Source organism: Pseudomonas costantinii (assembly GCF_001870435.1).
Classification (GTDB): Bacteria; Pseudomonadota; Gammaproteobacteria; order Pseudomonadales; family Pseudomonadaceae; genus Aquipseudomonas; species Aquipseudomonas costantinii.
In genome coordinates this window covers 128,943-151,537 of the sequence record NZ_MDDR01000004.1, presented here as the reverse complement: position 1 = coordinate 151,537, position 22,595 = coordinate 128,943, and the positions used below count along the sequence as shown (strand labels likewise).

The following is a 22,595-nucleotide window of genomic DNA, read 5'->3' as shown; positions in this document are numbered from 1 at the left end:
AAGGAATTCATATGTCGCCCTGGCTGACGGTAGTAGGCATCGGTGAAGACGGCTTCAAGGGGCTGGGCAGAAACGCCCGGCATGCCCTGTTGCGCGCCTCCCGGATTATAGGTGGCCAACGCCAGTTGGACCTGTTGCCGGTGTGTATTCGCGGCGAACGCCAGCTGTGGCCAAGCCCGTTTTCCCTGGAGCCGGTGCTGGCACGGCGCGGCGAGCCTGTGTGCGTGCTGGCCAGCGGCGACCCGATGTTTTATGGCGTGGGGGCCAGCCTGGCGCGGCAAGTGGCGGCTGAAGAATTGCTGATTTTGCCCGCACCTTCGTCAGTCTCCCTGGCGGCAGCACGGTTGGGTTGGCCATTGCAGGAAGTGGTGACGTTGTCCGTGGTGGCTCGGCCATTGGCGGCGCTGAACGCACATCTGGCCAGTGGTGTGCGCTTGCTGGTGTTGAGCAATGATGGGCGCAGTCCTGCGGCGATTGCCTCGCTGTTGGTTGAGTCCGGGTTTGGGCCTAGTCGTATGAGCGTCTTTGAACACCTGGGCGGTGCAGATGAGCAGCGTATCGACGGGCTGGCTCAGGATTGGCAACCTGTGTCGGTCGCCGACTTGAACCTGATCGCCATCGACTGCCTGGCCGACGCCAATACCCCGCGCCTGTCGCGCCTCGCCGGCCTGCCCGACTCGGCGTTCAAACACGATGGTCAACTGACCAAACGCGATGTACGCGCCATGACCTTGGCCCGCCTGGCACCCATGCCCGGCGAACTGCTGTGGGACGTGGGCGCGGGCAGCGGCTCTATCGGCATTGAATGGATGCGCACCCATCCGAGCTGCCGCGCATTGGCGATTGAAGCCGATGCGGGCCGCCAAGGCCTGATCGAACACAACCGCGACGCCCTCGGCGTCCCCGGCCTGCAACTGATTCGCGGCACCGCGCCCCAGGCTTTAAGCAATTTAGAAACGCCGGACGCAATCTTTATCGGCGGCGGTGTGACCCGCGACGGCGTGCTCGACACCTGCTGGCAACACCTGCGGCCCGGTGGCCGTTTGGTCGCCAATGCCGTGACCCTGCAAAGCGAAATGACCTTGATGAACTGGCGCGCCCAGCACGGTGGCGAACTGACGCGCATCCATGTGGCCCAGGCCCAGCCGCTAGGCGAGTTCGACACCTGGCGCCAAGCGCTGCCGATCACCCTATTGGAAGTGATCAAACCGCTATGAACCGTATCCTGCTGCTGGGCGGTGTCACCGAGGCCCTGGCCATCGCCCGCACCCTCGGCCCGGAACATATCTACAGCCTGGCCGGGGTTGGGCGGGTGCCGACTGACCTGACCTGTCAGGTGCGCGTGGGTGGTTATGGCGGCGCTGAAGGTCTGGCGCAGTTTGTCCGCGATGAAAACATCAGCCTGATACTGGATGCCACGCATCCTTATGCGGCGCAGATCAGCCAAAACGCCGCCCAGGCTGCGCAGTTATGCAATGTCCCGTGCTGGGCCTTGCGCCGACCGGCGTGGCAGCCGCAGTCCGGTGATGATTGGCGCGAGGTCAGTGATTGGGCTGAATTGATTGAAGCTTTGAAACCCTTCAAACGCCCACTATTCACGCTGGGACGCGAGCCGTTGCAGCATCTTGATGAGATCCCAGAGGACCAGTTCTGGACGTTGCGCGCGCTGGATGTGTATCCGGGGAATGAACGCTGTGAAGTGATCGGCGCGCGTGGGCCGTTTTTGATCGAAGACGAACGCGCGTTGTTTGAGCGGCGACAGATTGATGTGTTGATCAGCAAGAACAGCGGCAGCACGGCGACCGAGCCGAAGCTGGAAGTGGCTCGGGAGCGTGGGGTGCCGGTGCTGGTGCTTAAACGACCGGTGTTGGCGAAGGTTGATCTGGAACTCTTGTCGCCCAAAGAAACACTCATAGCGTTGGCAAATTTCATTCGATAAGACAGGATCGCTTGCTTGCTTGACTAGTAACCTATTTGTTACCTTCAGGACGGCTAATGATTGAGATCGAAGAATACCGACGCGACAACCAGATCAGCCCGTTCGATGAGTGGTTTTCATCCTTGAGTGTGCCAGCGGCGACCAAAGTTTCAACTGCATTGGTTCGACTTGAGATGGGCAATACCAGCAACATCAAGTGGTTTGACGGACTGGGCGAATACCGCATCAACTGGGGACCCGGCCTTCGAATCTATCTGATACAAGAAGGTCACCGATTAATCATCTTGTTCGGTGGTGGCGACAAGTCCAGTCAAAAGCGCGATATCAACGTCGTAAAATCGCTGATCGATGAACATCAGCGTGGCAAAAAAACGGAACAAAAGAGGTAACCAGCATGGCGCTCACCCGCAGCTACAAACACACAATTGCCGAACGTGCCCAGCGCGACCCCGAATTTGCCCAAGCACTTCTAGACGAGGCTGCTACGCTGTTTCTCAATGGTGAACCGGAAGTTTCACGCGTAATTTTGCGTGATCTGGTTAACGCTACAGTGGGCTTTGAAGGTCTTGCAAAAGAAACCTCAAAACCTAGCAAGAGCTTGCATCGAATGCTGTCTGCCAGCGGTAATCCAAGCATGGATAATCTGGCGGCTATTTTTGCAGTGATTAGAAAAACGTTAGGCGTCGATATGCAGGTCCACGGAGTACCCACTGCGTAACTTGCCAGAACTGCGACACCAAACCACACCGCCCCTTTTTACTTATCCCCCTCGATCAGGCTAAATACCCACCTGATCGTTTAACCCTACGGATTCTCCGCCATGGCCCGTCAACGCTTTGCAATCGTCTGGATCGCCTGCTTTGCAGTGCTGTTCAACGCCTTTGCCATGCCGATGGCGAGTGCGATGCAGCAGTCCCAGGACCCGATCCAACAAATGCTGTGGGGCAGTTTCTGTTCCTCCAATGGCGCCAGCCTCAAAACAATTGCCTTGGGCAAGTTGGAGATTCCGGCACCACAGCAGGACGATCACTCCACCATGCAGCATTGCTGGTGTTGCTCAGGCTCCGCGCCATTGGTGGCGTTGCCGGGGCATGTGCCGCAGTTGTACGTCACGCGGTTCGATGCGCTGCTGAGCCTGCCGCCGCCGTCACTGCAAACCCCGACGCCGCGCCAGCAATGGCCGAGCCTCAACCCGCGCGCCTCTCCAACGGTCTGATTTCTTCGCAAGTGAACTGCGTTTAGAACCGTTCTGGAGAACTGCCATGCTCAAATCTTCCCTGCTTCTGGCTGCGTTGTTGCTGCCGGTGTGCGTTGCTGCCAATGCCGATGACTACAAGGCCGGCGACCTGCTGGTCAGCGATCCCTGGTCCCAGGAGTTGCCGCCGAACGCGCCCACGGTGGCGGCGTACTTTGTGATTCATAACACCGGTGCTACCCCGGACCGCCTGCTCAGCGTCGACACGCCGGTGGCGGACAAGGCCGAACTGCACGAGCACGTGATGCAGGGCGACTTGATGAAGATGCAGCAAGTACCCAGCGTCGCTGTACCGGCCAAAGGTGAGTTGACCTTCGCGCCGATGGCTTATCACGTAATGCTGTTGGGCCTTAAAGACCGCAGCCTGTTGGCCGACGGCAAGCAATTCCCACTGACCCTGACCTTCGAAAAAGCCGGCAAGGTGGAAGTGGAAGTCTCGGTACAGAAAACGCCGCCGATGGCTGGCCACGAGCATATGCACTCCCAGTAAGCCAACCTCGATGGGCGCCCCTCGCGCCAGGTTGTCCCCGCGCCGCCGTAAGCCCATGAGCCTTATGCGCGGCAGTTGGATCAGCCTGTTCGCCATGCTGATGATTTTTATCGGTCCGCTGATTTCCCAAGCGATGCCGATGGATCATCACGCCGGTATGTCGATGGACATGCCCATGGAAATGTCGATGGAAATGCCCGGCGACCATGGCGAATCCCATCACACTAAAGCCCCCAACGAACATCACGCACTCTGGGCAAAGTGCGGCTATTGCGACCTGCTCTTCAGTTGCCCGGCCCTGCCCGGCAGCGTGTCCTACGCCATTCTCGGCAGCCCGCCACCGGCCAACGCCCTCACCCCCGCCACCCGCCTGGGCCATGCCCGGCAGAGCATCTTCCCCGGCGCCCGTAGCCGCGCGCCGCCCATCGCTTCGTAAGCACTTCACAGCGTTACTTCACCCCGGCCGACTTTAGACAGACAGCCGCAGGCTGCTGGCCGTGTTGTTTACGATTGATTGATGGAATTTGTCATGTCCAGGTTTTCTGCTGACTCCCGTTTGGGATGTACCCCCGTTTTCGCCGTTCTGTGCGGCGCACTGCTGGTTCCACTGGCCCACGCCGACGAGCACGCCGAGCATGAGCTGAGCCCCACCGTGATCACCGCAATCGCCCCCAGCTCACCGCTGACCGTGATCACCAACCCGAAAGACCCGCGCCAACCGGTGCCCGCCAGCGATGGTGGCGATTACCTCAAGACCATCCCCGGCTTCGCCCTGGTGCGCAACGGCGGCACCAATGGCGACCCGGTGCTGCGCGGCATGTTCGGCTCACGCCTGAATATCCTCACTAACGGCGGCATGATGCTCGGCGCCTGCCCTGGGCGGATGGACGCGCCCACCTCGTACATTTCGCCGGAAACCTACGACAAGCTGACCGTGATCAAAGGCCCGCAAACCGTACTCTGGGGCCCGGGCGCCTCAGCCGGCACCATTCTGTTCGAGCGCGAGCCGGAGCAGTTCGGTGAACTGGGCACACGGGTCAACGCCAGTGTGCTGGCCGGCTCCAACGGGCGTTTCGATAAGGTCATCGACGCTGCTGCCGGTGGGCCGTTGGGCTATGTGCGAGTGATCGGCAACCAGGCACATGCCGATGACTACAAGGATGGCAATAACAAAACCGTGGCCTCGCGCTACGACAAGTGGAATGGCGATGTCGCCGTCGGCTTCACCCCTGACGCCGACACCCTGCTGGAACTCACCGCCGGCCGTGGTGATGGCGAGGCGCGTTACGCCGGGCGTGGCATGGACGGCTCGCAGTTCCTGCGTGAAAGCCTGGGGCTGCGTTTCGAAAAATCCAACATCGGCGAGGTGCTGGATAAGGTCGAGGCCCAGGTCTACTACAACTACGCCGACCATGTGATGGACAACTACAGCCTGCGTACGCCATCAGGCACCGGGATGATGGCCGGGCCCATGGCGGCTAACGTTGATCGTCGCACCCTTGGCGCGCGGATCAAGGCGACCTGGCGCTGGGCCGATCTACAACTGATAGGAGGCCTGGATGCGCAGACCAACGAACACCGCCAGCGCAGCAGCATGGGCATCGATACCTACAAGGACTTGCCGCGGGTCAAGGACGCCAACTTCCATAACTACGGCGCGTTCGGCGAACTGACCTGGTACGCCGCCGACCGCGATCGCCTGATCACCGGCGCGCGACTGGACCGCGCCTCGGCCAAGGACTTTCGCCAGACCACAGGCTCGGGAATGATGGCCCGTCCCAACCCCACCGCCGATGACACCCGCGCCGACACACTGCCGTCGGGCTTCATGCGCTATGAGCATGATTTGGCCGACAGCCCGACCACCCTCTACGCAGGCCTGGGACATTCGGAGCGCTTCCCGGATTACTGGGAGCTGTTCTCCCCCAACACTGGCGCCGTCGGTTCGGTGAATGCCTTCGACGGTGTGAAACCGGAGAAAACCACCCAGTTCGACTTCGGCGCGCAATACAAAACCGCCGACCTCGAAGCCTGGGCCTCGGGGTATATCGGCCGCGTGCAGGACTTCATCCTGTTCGACTACAAGCCAGGAATGATGGGCACCACCTCCCAGGCCCGCAACGTTGACGCCCGCATCATGGGCGGCGAATTGGGCACGGCGTACAAGCTGACCCGCCACTGGAAGGCCGACGCCACCCTCGCCTACGCCTGGGGCAAGAACACCAGCGACGGCAAGGCCCTGCCGCAAATGCCGCCATTGGATGCACGCTTCGGCCTGACGTACAGCGAAGACGACTGGAGTGCCGGTGCCTTGTGGCGCGTGGTCGCCGCGCAAAACCGCATCGACCAGAACAAAGGCAACGTAGTCGGCAAGGACTTCGACAAGAGTGGCGGCTTTGGCGTGTTCTCGCTGAACGCGGCGTACCGCATCAATAAACACTTCAAGGTCAGCACCGGCGTCGACAACCTGTTCGGCAAGGCTTACGCCGAACACTTGAACCTGGCCGGCAACGCCGGGTTCGGCTACCCGGCCAACGACCCGCAAGCCATCAAGGAGCCAGGGCGCACGCTTTGGACCAAGGTGGACATGAGCTTCTAAAGGCATCGCGGGCAAGCCCGCTCCCACCTTGGAATACATTCCAAATGTGGGAACGGGCTTGCCCGCGATGGCGGCGTAACTGACACAAAAATTCAAGCCTTGCGGAGCACCTGATGACCACTCAAAAAGTTTCCTTCTACAACCTGGCCTGGCGTTGGCACTTCTACGCCGGGCTATTCGTCGCGCCATTTATGGTGATGCTGGCCCTGACCGGCATCATCTACCTGTTCAAACCCCAACTCGACCCGCTGATGTACGGCAACCTGCTCACCGTGCCCGCCGCCGAACACGCGCTGAGCGCCGACGAGCAGCTGCAACGGGCCAAGGCCGCCTACCCTCAAGGCACCATCAGCAAGTACCTGCCACCGGCCAACGCCACCAGCAGCGCGCAATTCGTGATGCATAACGGTGGGCGCGAGGTGACGGTATTCGTCGACCCGTATCGCGGCACCGTGCTCGGTGAACAGGATGCGAAAAACAACCTGCAGGCCATCGCCCGTGCGCTGCACGGTGAGTTGATGATCGGCACCGTCGGCGATCGCCTGGTGGAACTCGCCGCCGGTTGGGGCGTGATGCTGGTGGTGTCCGGCGTGTACTTGTGGTGGCCGCGCGGCAAATCATCGGCGGGGGTGTTGTGGCCTCGTTTCAATACGCGTGGCCGCGTGTTCTGGCGTGATATGCATGCGGTCGCCGGGTTCTGGGGCGCGGCCTTTCTGCTGGTAATGTTGCTCAGCGGCATGACCTGGACCGGCTTTTGGGGTAAGCAATACGCGCAGCTGTGGAACACCTTCCCCGCAGCGATGTGGAACAACGTGCCGCAGTCCGATCAGCAGGCACGCGTGCTCAACACCGCGAGCCAACAGACCGTGCCTTGGGCCATGGAAAACACGCCGATGCCGATGTCCGGCGAGCATGCCGAACATATGAAGCACGGTGCCCTGCACGCAGGGCCGGCCACGCCGACTGTACGCCTGCAACAGGTGGTCGATTTGGCCAACGCGCGCAAGGTCGAGCCCGGCTACAGCATCACCTTCCCGAGCACCGCCGAGGGTGTATTCACCGTCGCGGTGTTCGCCAACGACCCGCGCAACGACGCCACACTGCATGTGGACCAATACACCGGCAAGGTTCTGGCCGATGTGCGCTGGGAGCACTACAACACCGTCGCACGCGCAACTGAGACCGGCGTGATGCTGCACGAAGGCAAGATGTTTGGCGTGGTGAACCAGATCATCGTGCTGCTGATCTGCCTGATGATTCTGCTCAGTGCGGTGAGTGGCGTGGTGATCTGGTGGAAGCGTCGGCCCGTGGGCGGCCTGGGTGTTCCACCGCTGCGCCATGACCTGCCGAAGTGGAAAACCGCGATGGTAATCATGCTCGCTCTGGCGATTATTTTTCCGTTGGTGGGCGCATCGCTGATCGCCGTGTGGGCGCTGGATCGTTTAGTGCTGTCGCGTTTTTTTGGCCAACGTGAACCCGCCTCACGTTCGGCATGAACCAGGTGAGATGCCCCAGGCAGAGGCCTTCTGTAGCCTTGCGCGACTTTTGTCCCGCAGCCAATAAGTGTTAACTTATAACACTTTCTGCGTTATCGTTGCTCGCCGCGCCCTGCGGCGAGCAACCCTCCAAGAAGACTGATCGACCGATGAACAAGTACCTTGCGTGCGGCCTGTGCCTGCTCGCCCTGCATAACAGCGCCCAGGCCCTGACCCTGCCCGCCAGCCCCGTCACCGCGCCGGCTATCGATAACGAACGCATCGACCTGGACACCCCGACCACTGCCGGCTCTCGTCTGAATCTTACGGCCCGACAAACCCCGGGCAGCGTCGAAAGCCAGACCGGTGAAAAAATCCGCGAACGCGGTGACGCCAGCGTGCAGGACGCAATTTCCCGCGCCACCGGCATCAGCCGCACCGGCACGCCGGGCGACGGCGGCACCTCGTTGCAAGCGCGCGGGTTTACCGGGCAGAGTTCCGTTCTGCAACTGTACGACGGCCAGCGTATGTTCGACGGCGCCGGCACCTCTACCTTTCCGGTGGACACCTGGTCGGTCGAGCGCGTGGACGTGCTGCGCGGCCCAGCCTCAGTGATGTACGGTCAGGGCGCTACCGGCGCAGTGATCAATACGATTGCGAAAAAGCCCTTTGAAGGCGAGATCGAAAACCACATCCGCCTCGGCTACGGCTCCTATGATCGCCAACAGGAAGCGCTCGACAGCGGCGGCTCGCTGACCGACACCCTGAGCTACCGCCTGAACGTCAACCGCCTGCGCAGCAACGGTTTCATCGACCGTGGCGACTCCGCCAGCGACTTCGTCAGCGGCGCCCTACGCTGGCAGCCGGCCGACAACCTGAGCTTCACCCTGGCCCACGACTACGGCGACCAGACCCCGCAGAACGACTACGGCACGCCACTGATTAACGGCCAGTTGCACAGGGGCCTGCGCGACAAGAACTATAACGTCAGCAACGCTATCCAGCATTACAACGACCAGTGGACGCGCCTGACCAGCGAGTGGCAGATCAACGACAACGTCACCGCCACCAACGAGCTGTCGTACCTGAAAAACCAGCGTCGCTGGCAGAACGCCGAGAGCTACAACTATGTCGACGGCGGCCTGGTGCGCCAGAGCTATCTGGGCATCAAGCACAACCAGGAGCAAGTGGGCGACCGCCAGACCTTTACGTTCAAGCACACCCTGTTCGGCCTCGACAGCCAGACCGTGGTCGGTGCCGAATACAACCGTATTCGTTTTCGTCTCGCCAGCAACTCGCCGTACCAAGACGTATCCGACGCAGGCCAGCCGGTGGACATCTACCACCCGGTGCCACAACCGTTTGAAAGCAACAGCCCATTCATCCCGCAGTCGGTCAGCACCACCAAACAGCTCGCAGGCTTCGCCGAAAACCGCCTGCAACTGACCGATCAACTGTCGCTGATCACCGGCGTGCGTCGTGATTACCTGCACATCGATCGCGAAGATCTGGTGAAAGGCAACGACTCCGACAAGACCCTTACCGGCAATAACTGGAAAGCCGGCCTGGTCTACGCGATCACCCCGGACACTTCGGTCTACGGTCAGTACGCCACCAGCACCGACGGCGTCGGCAGCTTGATTACCCTGAGCCCGAACCAGCAACAATTCGGCCTGTCCACCGCGAAACAGGCCGAGGTTGGCTTCAAGCAGGCGTTCTGGGACTCCCGTGGCGAATGGACCCTGGCGGCCTACCACATCGTCAAAAAGAAACTGTTGGTGAGCATTCCCAACACGACCCTTAAAGAACAAGTCGGCCAGCAATCCTCCAATGGCCTGGAGGCCAGTCTCGACCTGCAACTGCCCAACGCCTGGCAGCTGCAAGCCAACGCAGCCATCGTGCGGGCGCAGTACGACGATTTCTCCGAAGTGGTCAACAAGCAGTCGGTTTCCCGCGACGGCAACCGTCCGGTGGACGTGCCAAACCGTACCGCCAACCTGTGGCTGAGCAAGGCCGTGACCGATGACATCCGCGCCGGGGCCGGTGTGCGTTACGTCAGCGCGCGGTATGCCGACACCGCCAACACCAGCGAAGTGCCGAGCTACACCGTGGTCGACGCTACTGTGTCGTGGAAGGCCATGCGCAACACCACCCTGGGCCTGCAATTGAATAACCTGTTCGACCGCACCTACGCCGTGAGCCAGTACAACGACGGGCAGCAATGGATCCTGGGTGAGCCTCGCTCATTCTTCGTCACGGCGGATTACACCTTCTAACTGAACAAAACACAGCTTCCACATTTTTGACCGGTGTTGAACCAGAGAGCATTGATGACTTCACTCACCCTCACCCGCCTCACCTGGACGCCCCAGGATCACGGCCACTGTCGTCACCAGTTCCAGCTGCGTGACGCCAGCCTGCGCGTCGGTGCGGGAGAGTTTGTCGGGCTGATCGGCCCCAATGGCAGCGGCAAAACCAGCCTGTTGCGCTGCGCCTACCGGTTCAGCAAACCGGAACAGGGTGACGTACTGCTCGAACATCAGAACGTGTGGAAACACAGCGCAAAATGGTGCGCGCGACGTATCGCCGTGGTGCTGCAAGAGTTCCCCGACGCCTTCGGCCTGCGGGTGGATGAAGTGGTCGCCATGGGCCGTACGCCCCACAAAGGTTTATTCGACAGCGACACGCTGCACGACCAACAGTTGATCCAGCAAGCGCTGGACTCCGTCGGTATGCAGGGCTTCGAAGACCATGCCTTCGCCACCCTTTCCGGCGGTGAAAAGCAGCGCGTCATCCTGGCCCGCGCCCTGGCCCAGCAACCCGAATTGCTGATCCTCGACGAGCCGACCAACCACCTCGACCCGCGCTTTCAGTTGGAGTTGTTGCGGCTGGTAAAGCGCCTGAACATCGGCACCTTGGCCAGCATTCACGACCTGAACCTGGCCGCCGCGTTCTGCGATCGCCTGTACGTGATCGACCACGGACGCATCATCACCAGCGGCACGCCCCATGAAGTACTGACCGCCGAACTGCTGCGTGACGTGTTCGGCGTCGAAGCGCTGATCGACACCCACCCCTTGTCCGGCTACCCCCGAATCACCTGGATAACTCAACCATGATCCTGCGCGCTCTGCTGTCTCTCGCTCTGTTGCTCGGCACTGCTCAAGCGTTCGCCGAGGCGACCCATTACCCGGTGACCATCAAAAGCTGCAACCGCAACGTGACCTTTCAGGAGGCGCCAAAACACGCGGTCAGCCACGACATCAACATGACTCAGATGATGCTTGCCCTGGGCCTCAAATCGCACATGGCCGGCTACAGCGGCGTGACTGGCTGGAAATCGGTGACCCCGCAAATGACCGAGATCCTCGACGGCCTGCCGGAGCTGGCAAGCAAGTACCCGTCGGTGGAAACCCTGCTCAACGCTAACGTGGATTTCTTCTTCGCCGGTTGGGATTACGGCATGCGCGTGGGCGGCGACCTCACGCCGCAAACCCTGCAACCGTTGGGCATCAACGTGTACGAGCTGACCGAATCCTGCGCCTTTGTGATGAAGCGCCCGGCCGCAACCCTGGAAGACACCTATAACGACCTGCGCAACCTGGGCAAGATCTTCGACGTGCAAGACCGCGCCAATGCCCTGATTTCACAGATGCAAGCGCAGGTCGCCGAGGTGCAGAAAGACCTACCCGCGGATAAACCTCGCGTCTTCCTCTATGACAGCGGTGAAGACCGCGCCATGACCTCCGGCCGCCTGGGCATGCCCGAGGCGCTGATCAATGCGGCCGGTGGGCGCAATATCCTGGATGACATCAACGCCAGCTGGACTCGGGTCAACTGGGAGACCGTAGTGGAGCGCAACCCGCAGGTGATCGTGATCGTCGATTACAGCGAAATCACCGCCGAGCAGAAGCAAGCGTTCCTGCTTAACAACCCGGCGCTGCAAGCGGTGGACGCGATCAGGAACCAGCGCTTTATCGTGATCCCTTACGTACAGGCCACTCCGGGCATCGATAACGTGCTGGCCGTCGAAACCCTGGCCAAGGGGTTCCACGGCGAATGATCACCCGTCGCTACGCCTTACTGCTCGCCGCCCTTGGTGCGGTATTGCTGGTGTCTTGTGTCATCTCGCTGGGCTTCGGTCCGGCGCGGGTGCCGGTTGAGGTGGTGTGGCGAATTGTGTTGTACAAGGCTTTCGGCTTCGGCGAGGTGAATTGGCCGGCCGGGCAGGAACATATCGTGTGGCTGATCCGCGTACCGCGCATGTTGCTGGGCGCACTGGTCGGCGCCGGGCTGGCGCTGATTGGCGCGGTGTTGCAAGCGGTCACGCGTAACCCGCTGGCCGATCCGCACCTGCTGGGCGTCACCTCCGGCGCAACCCTGGGTGCGGTGATTGTGGTGTTGCATGTGGGTGAAATCATCGGCCTGCTGACCTTGCCCATCGCCGCGTTTATCGGCGCACTGGTGAGCATGCTGGTGGTGCTGGCGGTGGCCAGTCGCAATGGTCGACTGGAGAGTGATCGCCTGTTGTTGTGCGGCGTGGCGGTGTCGTTTGTGATGATGGCCGCGGCCAATCTTTTGTTGTTCATGGGCGACCACCGCGCGGCCTCGGCGGTGATGTTCTGGATGCTCGGCGGCCTCGGGCTGGCGCGCTGGGAACTGCTGGCGGTCCCTAGCGCCACGGTGCTGCTGGGGCTATTGGTGCTGGTGGGCATGGCCCGTCCGTTGAACGCATTGATGGCGGGTGAACAGACGGCTGTGACCCTGGGCCTGAACGCGCGCAATGTGCGGCTGAAGGTGTTCCTGGTCGCGTCGCTGATGACCGGCGTGCTGGTGTCCATCAGCGGCTCCATCGGCTTTGTCGGGCTGATGGTGCCGCACATCGCCCGGCGCCTGGTGGGCGCCGAACATCGTCGGTTACTGCCGGTGTGCGCGTTGCTGGGCAGCCTGTTCCTGGTATGGGTGGATGTGGCCGCACGCACGCTGATCGCCCCCGAAGACTTGCCGATTGGCGTGGCCACGGCGGCGATTGGCGGGCTGTTTTTTATCGGATTGATGCGTAAGCGTTAGCGGCTCACAGCTCGTCCTTGTCGGGCACGTAGCTGCCGTTCACCTCTTTGAAGTCAGCCCGCACCCTACCCCGCTGCCGCCAAAAGCCTCCCGGGTGAATCACCCTCAGTTCGCCGATACGTGCCAGCTCGGTGATCACCCAGGAAGGTTTTGGCGCAAGCCGGGAGTAGCCCGAGGTTTTCGACCACTTGAGGGTACTGTCGAACAGATTGATTTCATCGTTACTGAACGTGGGCAGATAACTCAACAGCGCACCATCGCGAGTCGACAAGTAAATTCTGTTGATGGGTAGCCCCTTGCGTTTCAACTCATGCAGGTAGAAACCCAGTTCGCGCCAGGACACAAAATACTGCCGGTACTGACTCTCACCCACCGTTTCAGGCTGATCGAGCCCCGCGTGATACACCAGATGAGTTGCGCTGATCTGGTAACCCTTGGGCACGTCCGGCAGGGGTCGAGCAGGCCCGATCGCTGAGTGCGCCTGAGGGAACAGCCGTTCGGCCACCAGCGAAGGATAACCGTTGTCTTCCAATGGCAGGACCGGCAAGTAGCAGCTGCCGACCAGGCTCTCCAGTTGGGCGCTCAAGTATTGTTTACCGGAAAATCCCCCCACCAGCCCATGGGCATAATGCGCGGCATCTTCACCGTGTGCGTGAATCGGCCCCAACACCAAACGGTTCTCGTCGAGCGCAGCCATGGCTCGCGAGCGTCCCGGCTGCCAATCGCTGCCGACCACACCCAGGCCCGGCCAGTTATCGCTGGAGTGTAGAACCCGCAGATCGCCGGCCGCGGCCATGCGTCGAATGTAATCACGGGGACTTAATTTCCGGATGCGCAATTCAATCAGGTCGCTGTACTGAATAAATCGTTCATTGCGCACCACAAACTTGAGCAGCGCACCGTCGGCACAGGAAATATAAAGCGGCAGGCTCGCACGCGTCGCAGTGGCATGCACCAGCGCCAGCGCATCCTTCAAATCGTAGGGAGAGAACAATCCTTGGTAGATGCCGTCACCATCTTGCACCCGCCCCTTCGGCTGAAAATCAGCCTGCTGCGGCACACAAAAATACAGACCGGCCATTTCATAGCGATAAGGGTAACCGGCATCGCTGAACACCCGACGATGAGCAAAGCGGGCACCGCCATCCACTATCGGCAGGGTCGCCGTGTAGTTGCCATTTTGCGTGGACTTGAGCAAGTAACCGAAGCTCAGTTCCTCACGCGCAGCCACTTGCTTATGTGCACAGTGCGCAGCATCGTCCAGCTGGGTGCAAACCGGGCTGCAGGCCGGGTCGTGATGAGCACGGGCATAACCCCGGACAGAACTGGTTGGCACCACGTAAGGGCGCCAGCCCGATACCGGGCCTGTAATCCCCCACATCGAGCTGCCCACCACCACCTTCAAGATGAACGTTTCAGCCACACGATTGACGTACTCCGTAGGTGTCAAATCCCCTGAACGCAGCCTGAGTTCGATCTCACCATACAACCAATCATGGCGGTTTCGAGGTCGGGTAATCACGTCCCGGTTGGTAATCAACGGGTACTTCACTTGCGGGGTGGCCAGCAGGCTGATCAGCGATCCGTCCGGCCCCAGCAAATAGTTCTGCATACGCTTATTTCCCGCGTCCAGCATCTGGGCCAGGACCCGGGTAGAAATCATATTGCTGTACACCTGCTCCTGCTCGGGTGTCAGCAAAAACGGCAGATGCATCGCCGGCCTGGAGTGATAACAGGCCACCGGCAGGGTCCGCATAGGATGAAGCCCCGCCTCCACCAAGGCATCGGGGAGTATCCTCTTGATATCAAATACTTCATCGGGCACCACGACGGGCTCGGTAGCCAGGAACCAGCCGTCATCGCGCAGCAAGATCACACCCGCGTAGCGAGCCGTCAGCCCCACCGGCACGCGTCGACGCACATAGCGGGCGGCGTCATCCATTGAGAGAAACGCCGGGCTCAAGCGCCGACGTTGGATATGGGCGTAAGGATTCCACATTTGCGGAACGTTGCCCGAGCGGTCCCAGCACGGGCTTTCGTGAATGACCTGCAGATCACCGGCCTGCGCGACCATGCGGACAAACTTGGGTGGCGTCAGCGTACCGATGTCCAACCTGGCCTGAATGTTCTCGTACGTATCTCCAGTGCTCTGCGCTTCAAACAATGCGTTGGTCGAGGGCGAGCAGTAGCGCAGCAATGCACCCTCGGGCGGTGCGATATAGATGGCGGCGTCCGTGACAGATATCCGTACTGCGTTGCGCAGTTGGATAACGGCGATACTCAGGTCTTGCGGCACGATAAAAAAGCGACTCAACCAATCCACTGCCCCATCGCCTGCCCATTGCCGGGAGTAGTAGACGCCATGGCAAGCAAACCCTTCGGGTACAGCGTTGTCGGCGACGTCGGGAAGTGACAGAAGCGGTGTCTTCTGTGTCACAGGGACCAGTTCGCTGGCGATGTACTCGTCCCGAGCCTGATGTTTGAAGATGAAGGCGAAATAAAGCGAGACGTAGCGCGGACGAGCCCGTTCCGGCTCACGTCGATGCACATCCAGGGCGGCTGCATCCGCGCTGTCAAAGATCGCGCCATAGCTCAGCTCATCGGGGCGCTGAAATTCCAGCACCCGTACAAAGGGCTCCCAATCCACTTCGACCTTTTCGGCAGGCCCCCACAACAGTGTCTCCGTCCTGACCCGCAAAGTGCCCGATGCGGCCAGTGTCCGTACAACGTCAGCCGGCCTGATTGAGCCACTTTCGAGCTTTTTAGCCAGAGGGCTCATGCCGCCGGAAGCATCGGGCTGCCATTGCTGTTTCCAACTGCTTGAAGCCTCCCCGCGCTGGTAACTGATCAAACTTTCCGGTGTGCCGGACAGGTACGCCACAAGGCCTGATTGCAGGATGGCGTGCACGTCGTGGTCTTTCAGCATCTGCCCATGAAGCTCCGCCTCCTGACGGGTCCACTTGAGCCGTTCGACTTGCTCCCGGTCGAGCGTAGAAAGTGCTGCACATGACCCATAACGCCCCTGCAAACGATAGCCAGGATGAAGAACGATTGGCGAACCCTGCCGATCTTTCGGGTAGCCGGCTGTCGACAAGAAGGGCCCTGCCACAACACTCTCCGGCTCAGTCACCACAAACCGGCCATCACTACGCTCCAGGATCAACCCGGCGAATAGCCGATCACGGCGCCCGCCAATACTCACATGGGCGTAACGAGCGGCATCGTCAGCCGTGAGAAAGGCCCGGCTCAACGCGGGTAAAGCAAACGTCGAAAACGGCAGCCACGTCGCATCTACCACGCCGACGCGGTCCCACAACGCACTGGTCTTTTCCACTGTGAGTTCACCCGCTTGCGCAACCAGCCAGACAAACGCGCGGGTCAACAAGCGGCCGGTGTTCAGGTGGGCCTGAAGGCCATTGTCGCTGACCTCGCCATCAGGTCCCTGAACGAAGAGCTGCGACTCCGCCGCCGAGCCGGAAAATTGATAGCGCAGCACAGCATCGTCGCGCATGCGGATAAACAGCGAGGCGCCGAGGGTCGGTTGCGGATCGTTGGCATACCCTCGGAACCGGGCGATGTGCTGCGCCAACTCCAACGGACTGATGAAATTTTTATACAGCCAGTCTTCCAAGTCGGGGTACTGGGCCGGTAATGGTCGGGAATGGACATAGATCCCATGCAAATGGAGGCCGACCGGAAGCGTCGGTAATTGCCCCCCGATAGACTCGACGGGTTGCGGCTCGGCAGCAGTAAACCAGCCATTCGCCGTACTTTGTAGGATCAGTACCTGCTGCTTGAGCGTTGGCTGGCGCTGAGTGCGCGCCCCGGCGTAGTTCATGGCCAGGTCGCGACTAGCAAACACCGGCCCGCAGGGCTGTGGCAAAGGCGCCGCGTTAAACGCTTTGTAAGGCTCCCAGTCCGCTGGAACATCACCCACCGAGCCACCCCAGGACGAGCTGGACAGAATAAAGCTGAGCCTTCCCACCGAGGCCAGCTTCTTGAACACACCCTCCAGTGTGCCGTTGTGAGCATGGGGCGACGTCCAGGGCCCATTGGTCTTGAGCCAATTGATAAACCCTACTTCGGCAGGACTATTGCTGGGTTGGTATTTGAGTAACGTGCCGTCTGGACCAGACAGGTACGCCGCAGTGAATCGCAGGCAATCCTGCAAATTGAACATGATGTCCGGCGTGGAATAAAAACTCATGTGAGCCCGGATCTGTTGCTCCGTCCACTCAGGATTCAGCTTCTGAACCGTAGTGTACATGTCTGGATGGGAGTGGAAGCTCGCCACTAGTTTAAAGCCGTCAGGGTGCAAAAAGTCGCTATACGGGTCTTTGCGGTCCAAGAGCAAATCCCAGTTGAACGTGGAGGCTTTGCCTTCTCGCGGCTCGTTCGCCAAAAATAACTGGTCGGAATGGCGCTGCATTATTGCACTGCCGAACTCCCTGTCGCGCCGATTACCAACACGCTCGTGGAGATAACGCGCCACATCATCGGCGCTGACAAATGCAGGTGTCAGGGTGCCTAGTTTCGCGAGGCCCTGGGGAATCGCAGCACGTTTGCTGCGTGGGGGTGAGTCGTCCATCAGTACACCTTGTGGGGTTGAGTTAAAACACCCTGTCCATCCTGAACACGCAGAACACCTCCAGGCGTTAGATAGTTAACAGCTATCGCACCAAGACCGTGCTCAGGCCGCACCACACCCATAACCGGGCACCGACTCAGTGCGTTCGCCCCCTCATTTCTCGCTACAGACGGCCCTGAACTGGGGCCGCGCAAAGCAGGCACAGCCCTTGCAATTGTCCAGTCCTCAGTCCAACAACAACTCAGGTTCTCGGAGATCGCACCATGAAGCGTCGCAGCTTGATCAAGGCTTTCACTCTCTCGGCATCGATTGCCGCCATGGGCATGACCTGGACCCTCCAGGCCGCCGAGACCATTAAGGTCGGTATCCTGCACTCGCTGTCCGGCACCATGGCCATCTCCGAAACGTCCCTGAAAGACATGGCGTTAATGACCATCGACGAGATCAACGCCAAAGGCGGTGTGAACGGCAAGATGCTGGAGCCCGTGGTAGTCGACCCCGCCTCGAACTGGCCGCTGTTCGCCGAAAAAGGCCGGCAGTTGCTGACCCAGGACAAGGTCGCCGTGGTGTTCGGCTGCTGGACCTCGGTGTCGCGCAAATCCGTCTTGCCGGTGTTTGAAGAACTCAATGGCCTGCTGTTCTACCCGGTGCAATACGAAGGCGAAGAGATGTCGCCGAACGTGTTCTACACCGGTGCCGCGCCGAACCAGCAGGCGATCCCGGCGGTGGAATACCTGATGAGCGAAGAAGGCGGCAGCGCCAAGCGCTTCTTCCTGTTGGGCACCGACTATGTGTACCCGCGCACTACCAACAAGATCCTGCGTTCGTTCCTGCACTCCAAAGGCGTAGCCGATAAAGATATCGAAGAGGTCTACACCCCGTTCGGCCACGCCGATTACCAGACCATCGTCGCCAACATCAAGAAATTCTCCGCCGGCGGCAAAACTGCGGTGATCTCCACCGTGAATGGCGACTCCAACGTGCCGTTCTACAAGGAACTGGCCAACCAGGGTTTGAAGGCCACCGACGTACCGGTGGTGGCGTTCTCCGTGGGTGAAGAAGAACTGCGCGGCATCGACACCAAGCCGCTGGTGGGCAACCTCGCGGCGTGGAACTACTTCCAGTCGGTGGAGAACTCGGTGAACAAGAAATTCGTCGCCGACTGGAAAGCCTACGCCAAGAAACACAACCTGCCGGGCGCGGATAAAGCCGTAACCAACGACCCGATGGAAGCCACCTACGTGGGTATCCATATGTGGGCGCAGGCAGCCGAGAAAGCCAAGTCCACCGACGTCGACAAAGTGCGTGAAGCCCTGGCCGGCCAGACCTTCGCCGCGCCGTCGGGCTTCACCCTGACCATGGACAAGACCAACCACCACCTGCACAAGCCGGTGATGATCGGTGAGATCCAGGCCGATGGGCAGTTCTCGGTAGTGTGGCAAACCAATGAGCCAATCCGTGCACAGCCGTGGAGCCCGTACATCCCTGGCAATGACAAGAAGCCGGATTACGCCGTCAAGAGCAACTAAGCCCGCGGTACTGATCGTTCCCACGCTCTGCGTGGGAATGCATCGCGTGGCGCTCTGCGTCACAACGCGGACGCAGAGCGTCCAAGGCGGCATTCCCACGCAGAGCGTGGGAACGATCTATAGGAAACTTGTTTATGCCCACTGCCCTTTACCGCTTCATCCTGATGGCCCTGCTGTTGCTGCCCTTTGCCGCACACGCCAGCGACGCCGAAGACTTTTTAACCGCCAACCCGACTCAACAAGCCAAGCTGCTCCAGGACTGGGCTGCCCAGCCCGACCCGGCACGCATCGAGCTGGTGGATGCCCTGCAACAAGGCCAACTCACGGTCAACGGTGAAACCAAAACCGTACGCCTGAACAACCGCCTGCGCGGCCTGATCGACAACGTACAAGCCAGCCAGCAATTGCTCGCTGCCGATCCCAAGCTGCGCTTGGCGGCCGCGCAAACCCTGCAAAAAAGCGCACAGCCCGCGCAACTGAAATTTCTCGACCAGCAAGTCGCCGCCGAAACCGACGAAGGCGTGCACACCGCCCTCAGCCTGGCTTTGGCCAACCTGCAATTGGTGGACACCGACCCCGTTGTTCGCCTCGCCGCCGTGCGCCTATTGGGTGGTACCGGCGACCCGCTGGCCCGCACGCGCCTTGAAGCGCTATTGGCGCCCGGTGTTGAAAGCGATGCTGCCGTGCACACTGCCGCCGAAACCAGCCTGGCCCAGGTCAAACGCAAATTGATGGTCGGCGAAATCCTCGGCCAGGCCTTCAGCGGCATGTCCCTGGGTTCAATTTTGCTGCTCGCCGCCTTGGGCCTCGCGATCACTTTCGGCTTGCTCGGCGTGATCAACATGGCCCACGGTGAAATGCTGATGCTCGGCGCTTACTCCACCTATGTGGTGCAGTTGCTGATGCAGCGCTATGTGCCGCAAGCCATCGAGTTCTATCCGTTGATCGCGCTGCCGGTGGCGTTTTTTGTCACCGCCGCCATCGGTATGGTCCTGGAGCGCACGGTGATTCGTCACCTCTACGGCCGGCCTTTGGAAACGCTGCTCGCCACCTGGGGCATCAGCCTGATGCTGATCCAGTTGGTGCGCCTGGTGTTCGGTGCGCAGAACGTTGAAGTGGCAAACCCGGCGTGGCTATCAGGCGGGATTCAGGTGCTGCCCAACCTGGTGCTGCCGTACAACCGCATCGTGATCATCGCCTTCGCGCTGTGTGTGGTGGTGCTGACCTGGCTGCTGCTGAACAAGACCCGCCTGGGCCTCAACGTGCGCGCCGTCACCCAGAACCGCAACATGGCCGCCTGCTGCGGCGTGCCCACCGGGCGCGTGGACATGCTCGCGTTTGGCTTGGGCTCCGGCATCGCCGGTTTAGGCGGCGTAGCACTGAGCCAGATCGGCAACGTCGGCCCGGACCTGGGCCAGAGTTACATCATCGACTCGTTCCTGGTGGTGGTACTCGGCGGTGTCGGCCAGTTGGCCGGTAGCGTGATGGCCGCCTTCGGGTTGGGTATCGCCAACAAGATTCTTGAGCCACAGATCGGCGCCGTACTCGGCAAGATCCTGATCCTCGCGTTGATCATTCTGTTTATCCAGAAACGCCCGCAAGGACTCTTCGCACTGAAAGGACGGGTAATCGACTGATGAACCAGCCATTGATGCTTACGGCCACGCAAAAGGCCGGTCCCAAGGTGACGATTGCGGTGGGCGCGGTGATTCTGATCCTGCTGCTGGCACTGCCATTGTTCTCTTTGCTGTCGCCGGAAAATCCACTGCACGTGTCGGCCTACACCCTGACGCTGGTGGGCAAGATCCTCTGCTACGCCATCGTCGCCCTCGCACTGGATTTGGTCTGGGGTTACGCCGGTATGTTGTCCCTCGGCCACGGCTTGTTCTTTGCCCTTGGCGGTTACGCGATGGGCATGTACCTGATGCGCCAGGCCTCCGGTGATGAGTTGCCGGCGTTCATGACCTTTTTGTCGTGGACCGAATTACCGTGGTACTGGGTGGGCACCGAGCATTTCCTCTGGGCCCTGTGCCTGGTGGTATTGGCGCCGGGTTTGCTGGCATTGGTGTTTGGTTTCTTCGCCTTTCGCTCGCGGATCAAGGGCGTGTATTTCTCGATCATGACCCAGGCGCTGACCTTTGCCGGGATGCTGTTGTTCTTCCGTAACGAGACCGGGTTCGGCGGCAATAACGGCTTCACCAATTTTCGCAGCATTCTCGGTTTTGGCATTACCGAGCCGGGCACGCGGGCAGTGTTGTTTGTGACCACGGTGCTGTTGCTGGTGGCGAGCCTGTACATCGGCTGGCGCCTGGCGCAGAGCAAGTTCGGTCGCGTGCTGACCGCCCTGCGCGATGCCGAGAACCGCCTGATGTTCTGCGGCTACGACCCGCGTGGTTTCAAGCTGTTCGTGTGGGTGTTGAGCGCGGTGCTGTGCGGCTTGGCGGGGGCGCTGTATGTGCCGCAAGTCGGCATCATCAACCCCAGCGAAATGTCGCCGACCAACTCGATTGAAGCCGCCGTGTGGGTGGCCTTGGGTGGGCGCGGCACCTTGATCGGCCCGTTATTGGGCGCCGGTGTGGTCAATGGCATGAAGAGCTGGTTCACCGTGGCCTTCCCGGAATACTGGCTGTTCTTCCTCGGGGCGCTGTTCATCATCGTCACCCTGTATTTGCCCAAAGGTGTGATTGGCCTGTTGAAGAAACGGGGTGAACAATGAGAATCACAGCGACGGCGGAATTTATGCTCGAACCTATCCTGGAACCGAACAAAGACCAGGGCAGCGCCCGTGATGCCATCGGCCTCGGCCAGGCCGCCGGCAAAGGCCTGAATACGCGCCATGGCACGATCCTGACCCTGGAGGACATCAGCGTCAGCTTCGACGGTTTCAAGGCATTGAACGACCTGAACCTGTACATCGGCGTCGGCGAGTTGCGCTGCATTATCGGCCCCAACGGTGCGGGCAAAACCACGCTGATGGACGTGATCACCGGCAAGACCCGGCCCAGCCACGGCAAAGCCTGGTTTGGCGAAACCCTGGACCTCACCAGCATGAGCGAAGTGCAGATCGCGCAGGCGGGCATAGGCCGTAAATTCCAGAAGCCCACCGTATTCGAAGCCCTCAGCGTGTTTGAAAACCTCGAACTGGCGCAGAAAACCGACAAGTCGGTGTGGGCCAGCCTGCGCGCGCGCCTGAGCGGCGAGCAGAAAGATCGCATCGATGAGGTGCTCGACACCATCCGCCTGACCGCCTCGGTGCAGCGCCCGGCCGGGTTGCTGTCCCATGGCCAGAAGCAATTCCTGGAAATCGGCATGTTGCTGATGCAAGACCCGCAACTGTTGCTGCTGGATGAACCGGTGGCGGGCATGACCGACGCCGAAACTGAATTCACCGCCGAACTGTTCAAGCGCCTGGCAGGCAAACATTCGCTGATGGTGGTGGAGCACGACATGGGCTTTGTCGGTTCCATTGCCGACCACGTGACCGTATTGCACCAAGGCAGTGTGCTGGCCGAAGGGTCGCTGGAACAGGTGCAGGAAAATGAACGGGTGATCGAGGTCTACCTCGGCCGCTGACCGCTGATCGTTCCCACGCTCCGCGTGGGAATGCATCCTGTGACGCTGCGCGTCACGACTTTAAGAGCGGACGCAAA

General features: G+C 60.6%; 18 protein-coding genes. 17 read left to right on the top strand and 1 reads right to left on the bottom strand.

Annotated elements, in window-relative coordinates:
• Positions 1-11: 11 nt before the first annotated feature.
• The 13 genes from cbiE to BFL40_RS02015 all read left to right on the top strand — a co-directional run bounded on the left by cbiE (position 12) and on the right by BFL40_RS02015 (position 12,828).
• Positions 12-1,217, top strand: a complete 1,206-nt coding sequence (gene cbiE, locus BFL40_RS02075; protein WP_071482849.1) for a precorrin-6y C5,15-methyltransferase (decarboxylating) subunit CbiE — start codon at positions 12-14, stop codon at positions 1,215-1,217.
• Positions 1,214-1,939: a cobalt-precorrin-6A reductase gene (locus BFL40_RS02070; protein WP_071482848.1), complete on the top strand. Its 726-nt coding sequence runs from the start codon at positions 1,214-1,216 to the stop codon at positions 1,937-1,939. The genes cbiE and BFL40_RS02070 overlap by 4 nt, the downstream gene beginning before the upstream one ends.
• 56 nt (positions 1,940-1,995) lie before the next feature.
• Positions 1,996-2,328 (top strand): type II toxin-antitoxin system RelE/ParE family toxin, encoded by a 333-nt coding sequence (locus BFL40_RS02065; protein ID WP_071482847.1) that lies wholly within the window; start codon positions 1,996-1,998, stop codon positions 2,326-2,328.
• Positions 2,329-2,333: 5 nt separating this feature from the next.
• The gene (locus BFL40_RS02060; RefSeq protein ID WP_071482846.1) at positions 2,334-2,657 is read left to right on the top strand and encodes a helix-turn-helix domain-containing transcriptional regulator; all 324 of its coding nucleotides are present in this window, start codon (positions 2,334-2,336) and stop codon (positions 2,655-2,657) included.
• Positions 2,658-2,759: 102 nt separating this feature from the next.
• Positions 2,760-3,155, top strand: coding sequence for a DUF2946 domain-containing protein (locus BFL40_RS02055; protein ID WP_071482845.1), 396 nt, complete (start codon positions 2,760-2,762; stop codon positions 3,153-3,155).
• A gap of 46 nt (positions 3,156-3,201) precedes the next feature.
• The gene (locus tag BFL40_RS02050; RefSeq protein ID WP_071482844.1) at positions 3,202-3,684 is read left to right on the top strand and encodes a copper chaperone PCu(A)C; all 483 of its coding nucleotides are present in this window, start codon (positions 3,202-3,204) and stop codon (positions 3,682-3,684) included.
• A 10-nt stretch (positions 3,685-3,694) separates the two neighbouring features.
• On the top strand, positions 3,695-4,120 hold the full coding sequence (locus BFL40_RS02045) for a DUF2946 domain-containing protein (protein WP_071482843.1): 426 nt from the start codon (positions 3,695-3,697) through the stop codon (positions 4,118-4,120).
• A 93-nt stretch (positions 4,121-4,213) separates the two neighbouring features.
• Positions 4,214-6,283, top strand: a complete 2,070-nt coding sequence (locus BFL40_RS02040) for a TonB-dependent copper receptor (RefSeq protein WP_071482842.1) — start codon at positions 4,214-4,216, stop codon at positions 6,281-6,283.
• Positions 6,284-6,396: 113 nt separating this feature from the next.
• Positions 6,397-7,779, top strand: a complete 1,383-nt coding sequence (locus BFL40_RS02035; protein ID WP_071482841.1) for a PepSY-associated TM helix domain-containing protein — start codon at positions 6,397-6,399, stop codon at positions 7,777-7,779.
• Between the two features lie 149 nt (positions 7,780-7,928).
• Complete coding sequence (locus BFL40_RS02030) at positions 7,929-10,034, top strand: TonB-dependent receptor (protein ID WP_071482840.1); 2,106 nt, start codon at positions 7,929-7,931, stop codon at positions 10,032-10,034.
• Between the two features lie 54 nt (positions 10,035-10,088).
• A complete protein-coding gene (locus BFL40_RS02025; protein WP_071482839.1) occupies positions 10,089-10,877 on the top strand; it encodes an ABC transporter ATP-binding protein in 789 nt (262 codons plus the stop codon).
• Positions 10,874-11,821 (top strand): ABC transporter substrate-binding protein, encoded by a 948-nt coding sequence (locus BFL40_RS02020; RefSeq protein WP_071482838.1) that lies wholly within the window; start codon positions 10,874-10,876, stop codon positions 11,819-11,821. Before BFL40_RS02025 ends, BFL40_RS02020 begins: the two co-directional genes overlap by 4 nt.
• Positions 11,818-12,828: a FecCD family ABC transporter permease gene (locus tag BFL40_RS02015; RefSeq protein WP_071482837.1), complete on the top strand. Its 1,011-nt coding sequence runs from the start codon at positions 11,818-11,820 to the stop codon at positions 12,826-12,828. Before BFL40_RS02020 ends, BFL40_RS02015 begins: the two co-directional genes overlap by 4 nt.
• A gap of 4 nt (positions 12,829-12,832) precedes the next feature.
• Here the strand turns inward: BFL40_RS02015 and BFL40_RS02010 are convergent, their stop codons facing one another.
• Entirely contained in the window at positions 12,833-17,416 is a 4,584-nt protein-coding gene (locus tag BFL40_RS02010) for a DUF4329 domain-containing protein (RefSeq protein WP_071482836.1), read from the bottom strand.
• 263 nt (positions 17,417-17,679) lie between these two features.
• Here BFL40_RS02010 and urtA point away from each other — a divergent pair, with 263 nt between their 5' ends.
• The 4 genes from urtA to urtD all read left to right on the top strand — a co-directional run bounded on the left by urtA (position 17,680) and on the right by urtD (position 22,518).
• Positions 17,680-18,945 carry an urea ABC transporter substrate-binding protein gene (gene urtA, locus BFL40_RS02005; RefSeq protein ID WP_071482835.1) on the top strand — a complete coding sequence of 422 codons (1,266 nt, stop codon included), beginning with the start codon at positions 17,680-17,682 and terminating at the stop codon, positions 18,943-18,945.
• 134 nt (positions 18,946-19,079) lie between these two features.
• Positions 19,080-20,582 carry an urea ABC transporter permease subunit UrtB gene (gene urtB, locus BFL40_RS02000; protein ID WP_071482834.1) on the top strand — a complete coding sequence of 501 codons (1,503 nt, stop codon included), beginning with the start codon at positions 19,080-19,082 and terminating at the stop codon, positions 20,580-20,582.
• Complete coding sequence (gene urtC / locus BFL40_RS01995) at positions 20,582-21,661, top strand: urea ABC transporter permease subunit UrtC (protein WP_071482833.1); 1,080 nt, start codon at positions 20,582-20,584, stop codon at positions 21,659-21,661. The genes urtB and urtC overlap by 1 nt, the downstream gene beginning before the upstream one ends.
• Positions 21,658-22,518 (top strand): urea ABC transporter ATP-binding protein UrtD, encoded by an 861-nt coding sequence (gene urtD, locus BFL40_RS01990; protein WP_071482832.1) that lies wholly within the window; start codon positions 21,658-21,660, stop codon positions 22,516-22,518. Before urtC ends, urtD begins: the two co-directional genes overlap by 4 nt.
• Positions 22,519-22,595: the final 77 nt, after the last annotated feature.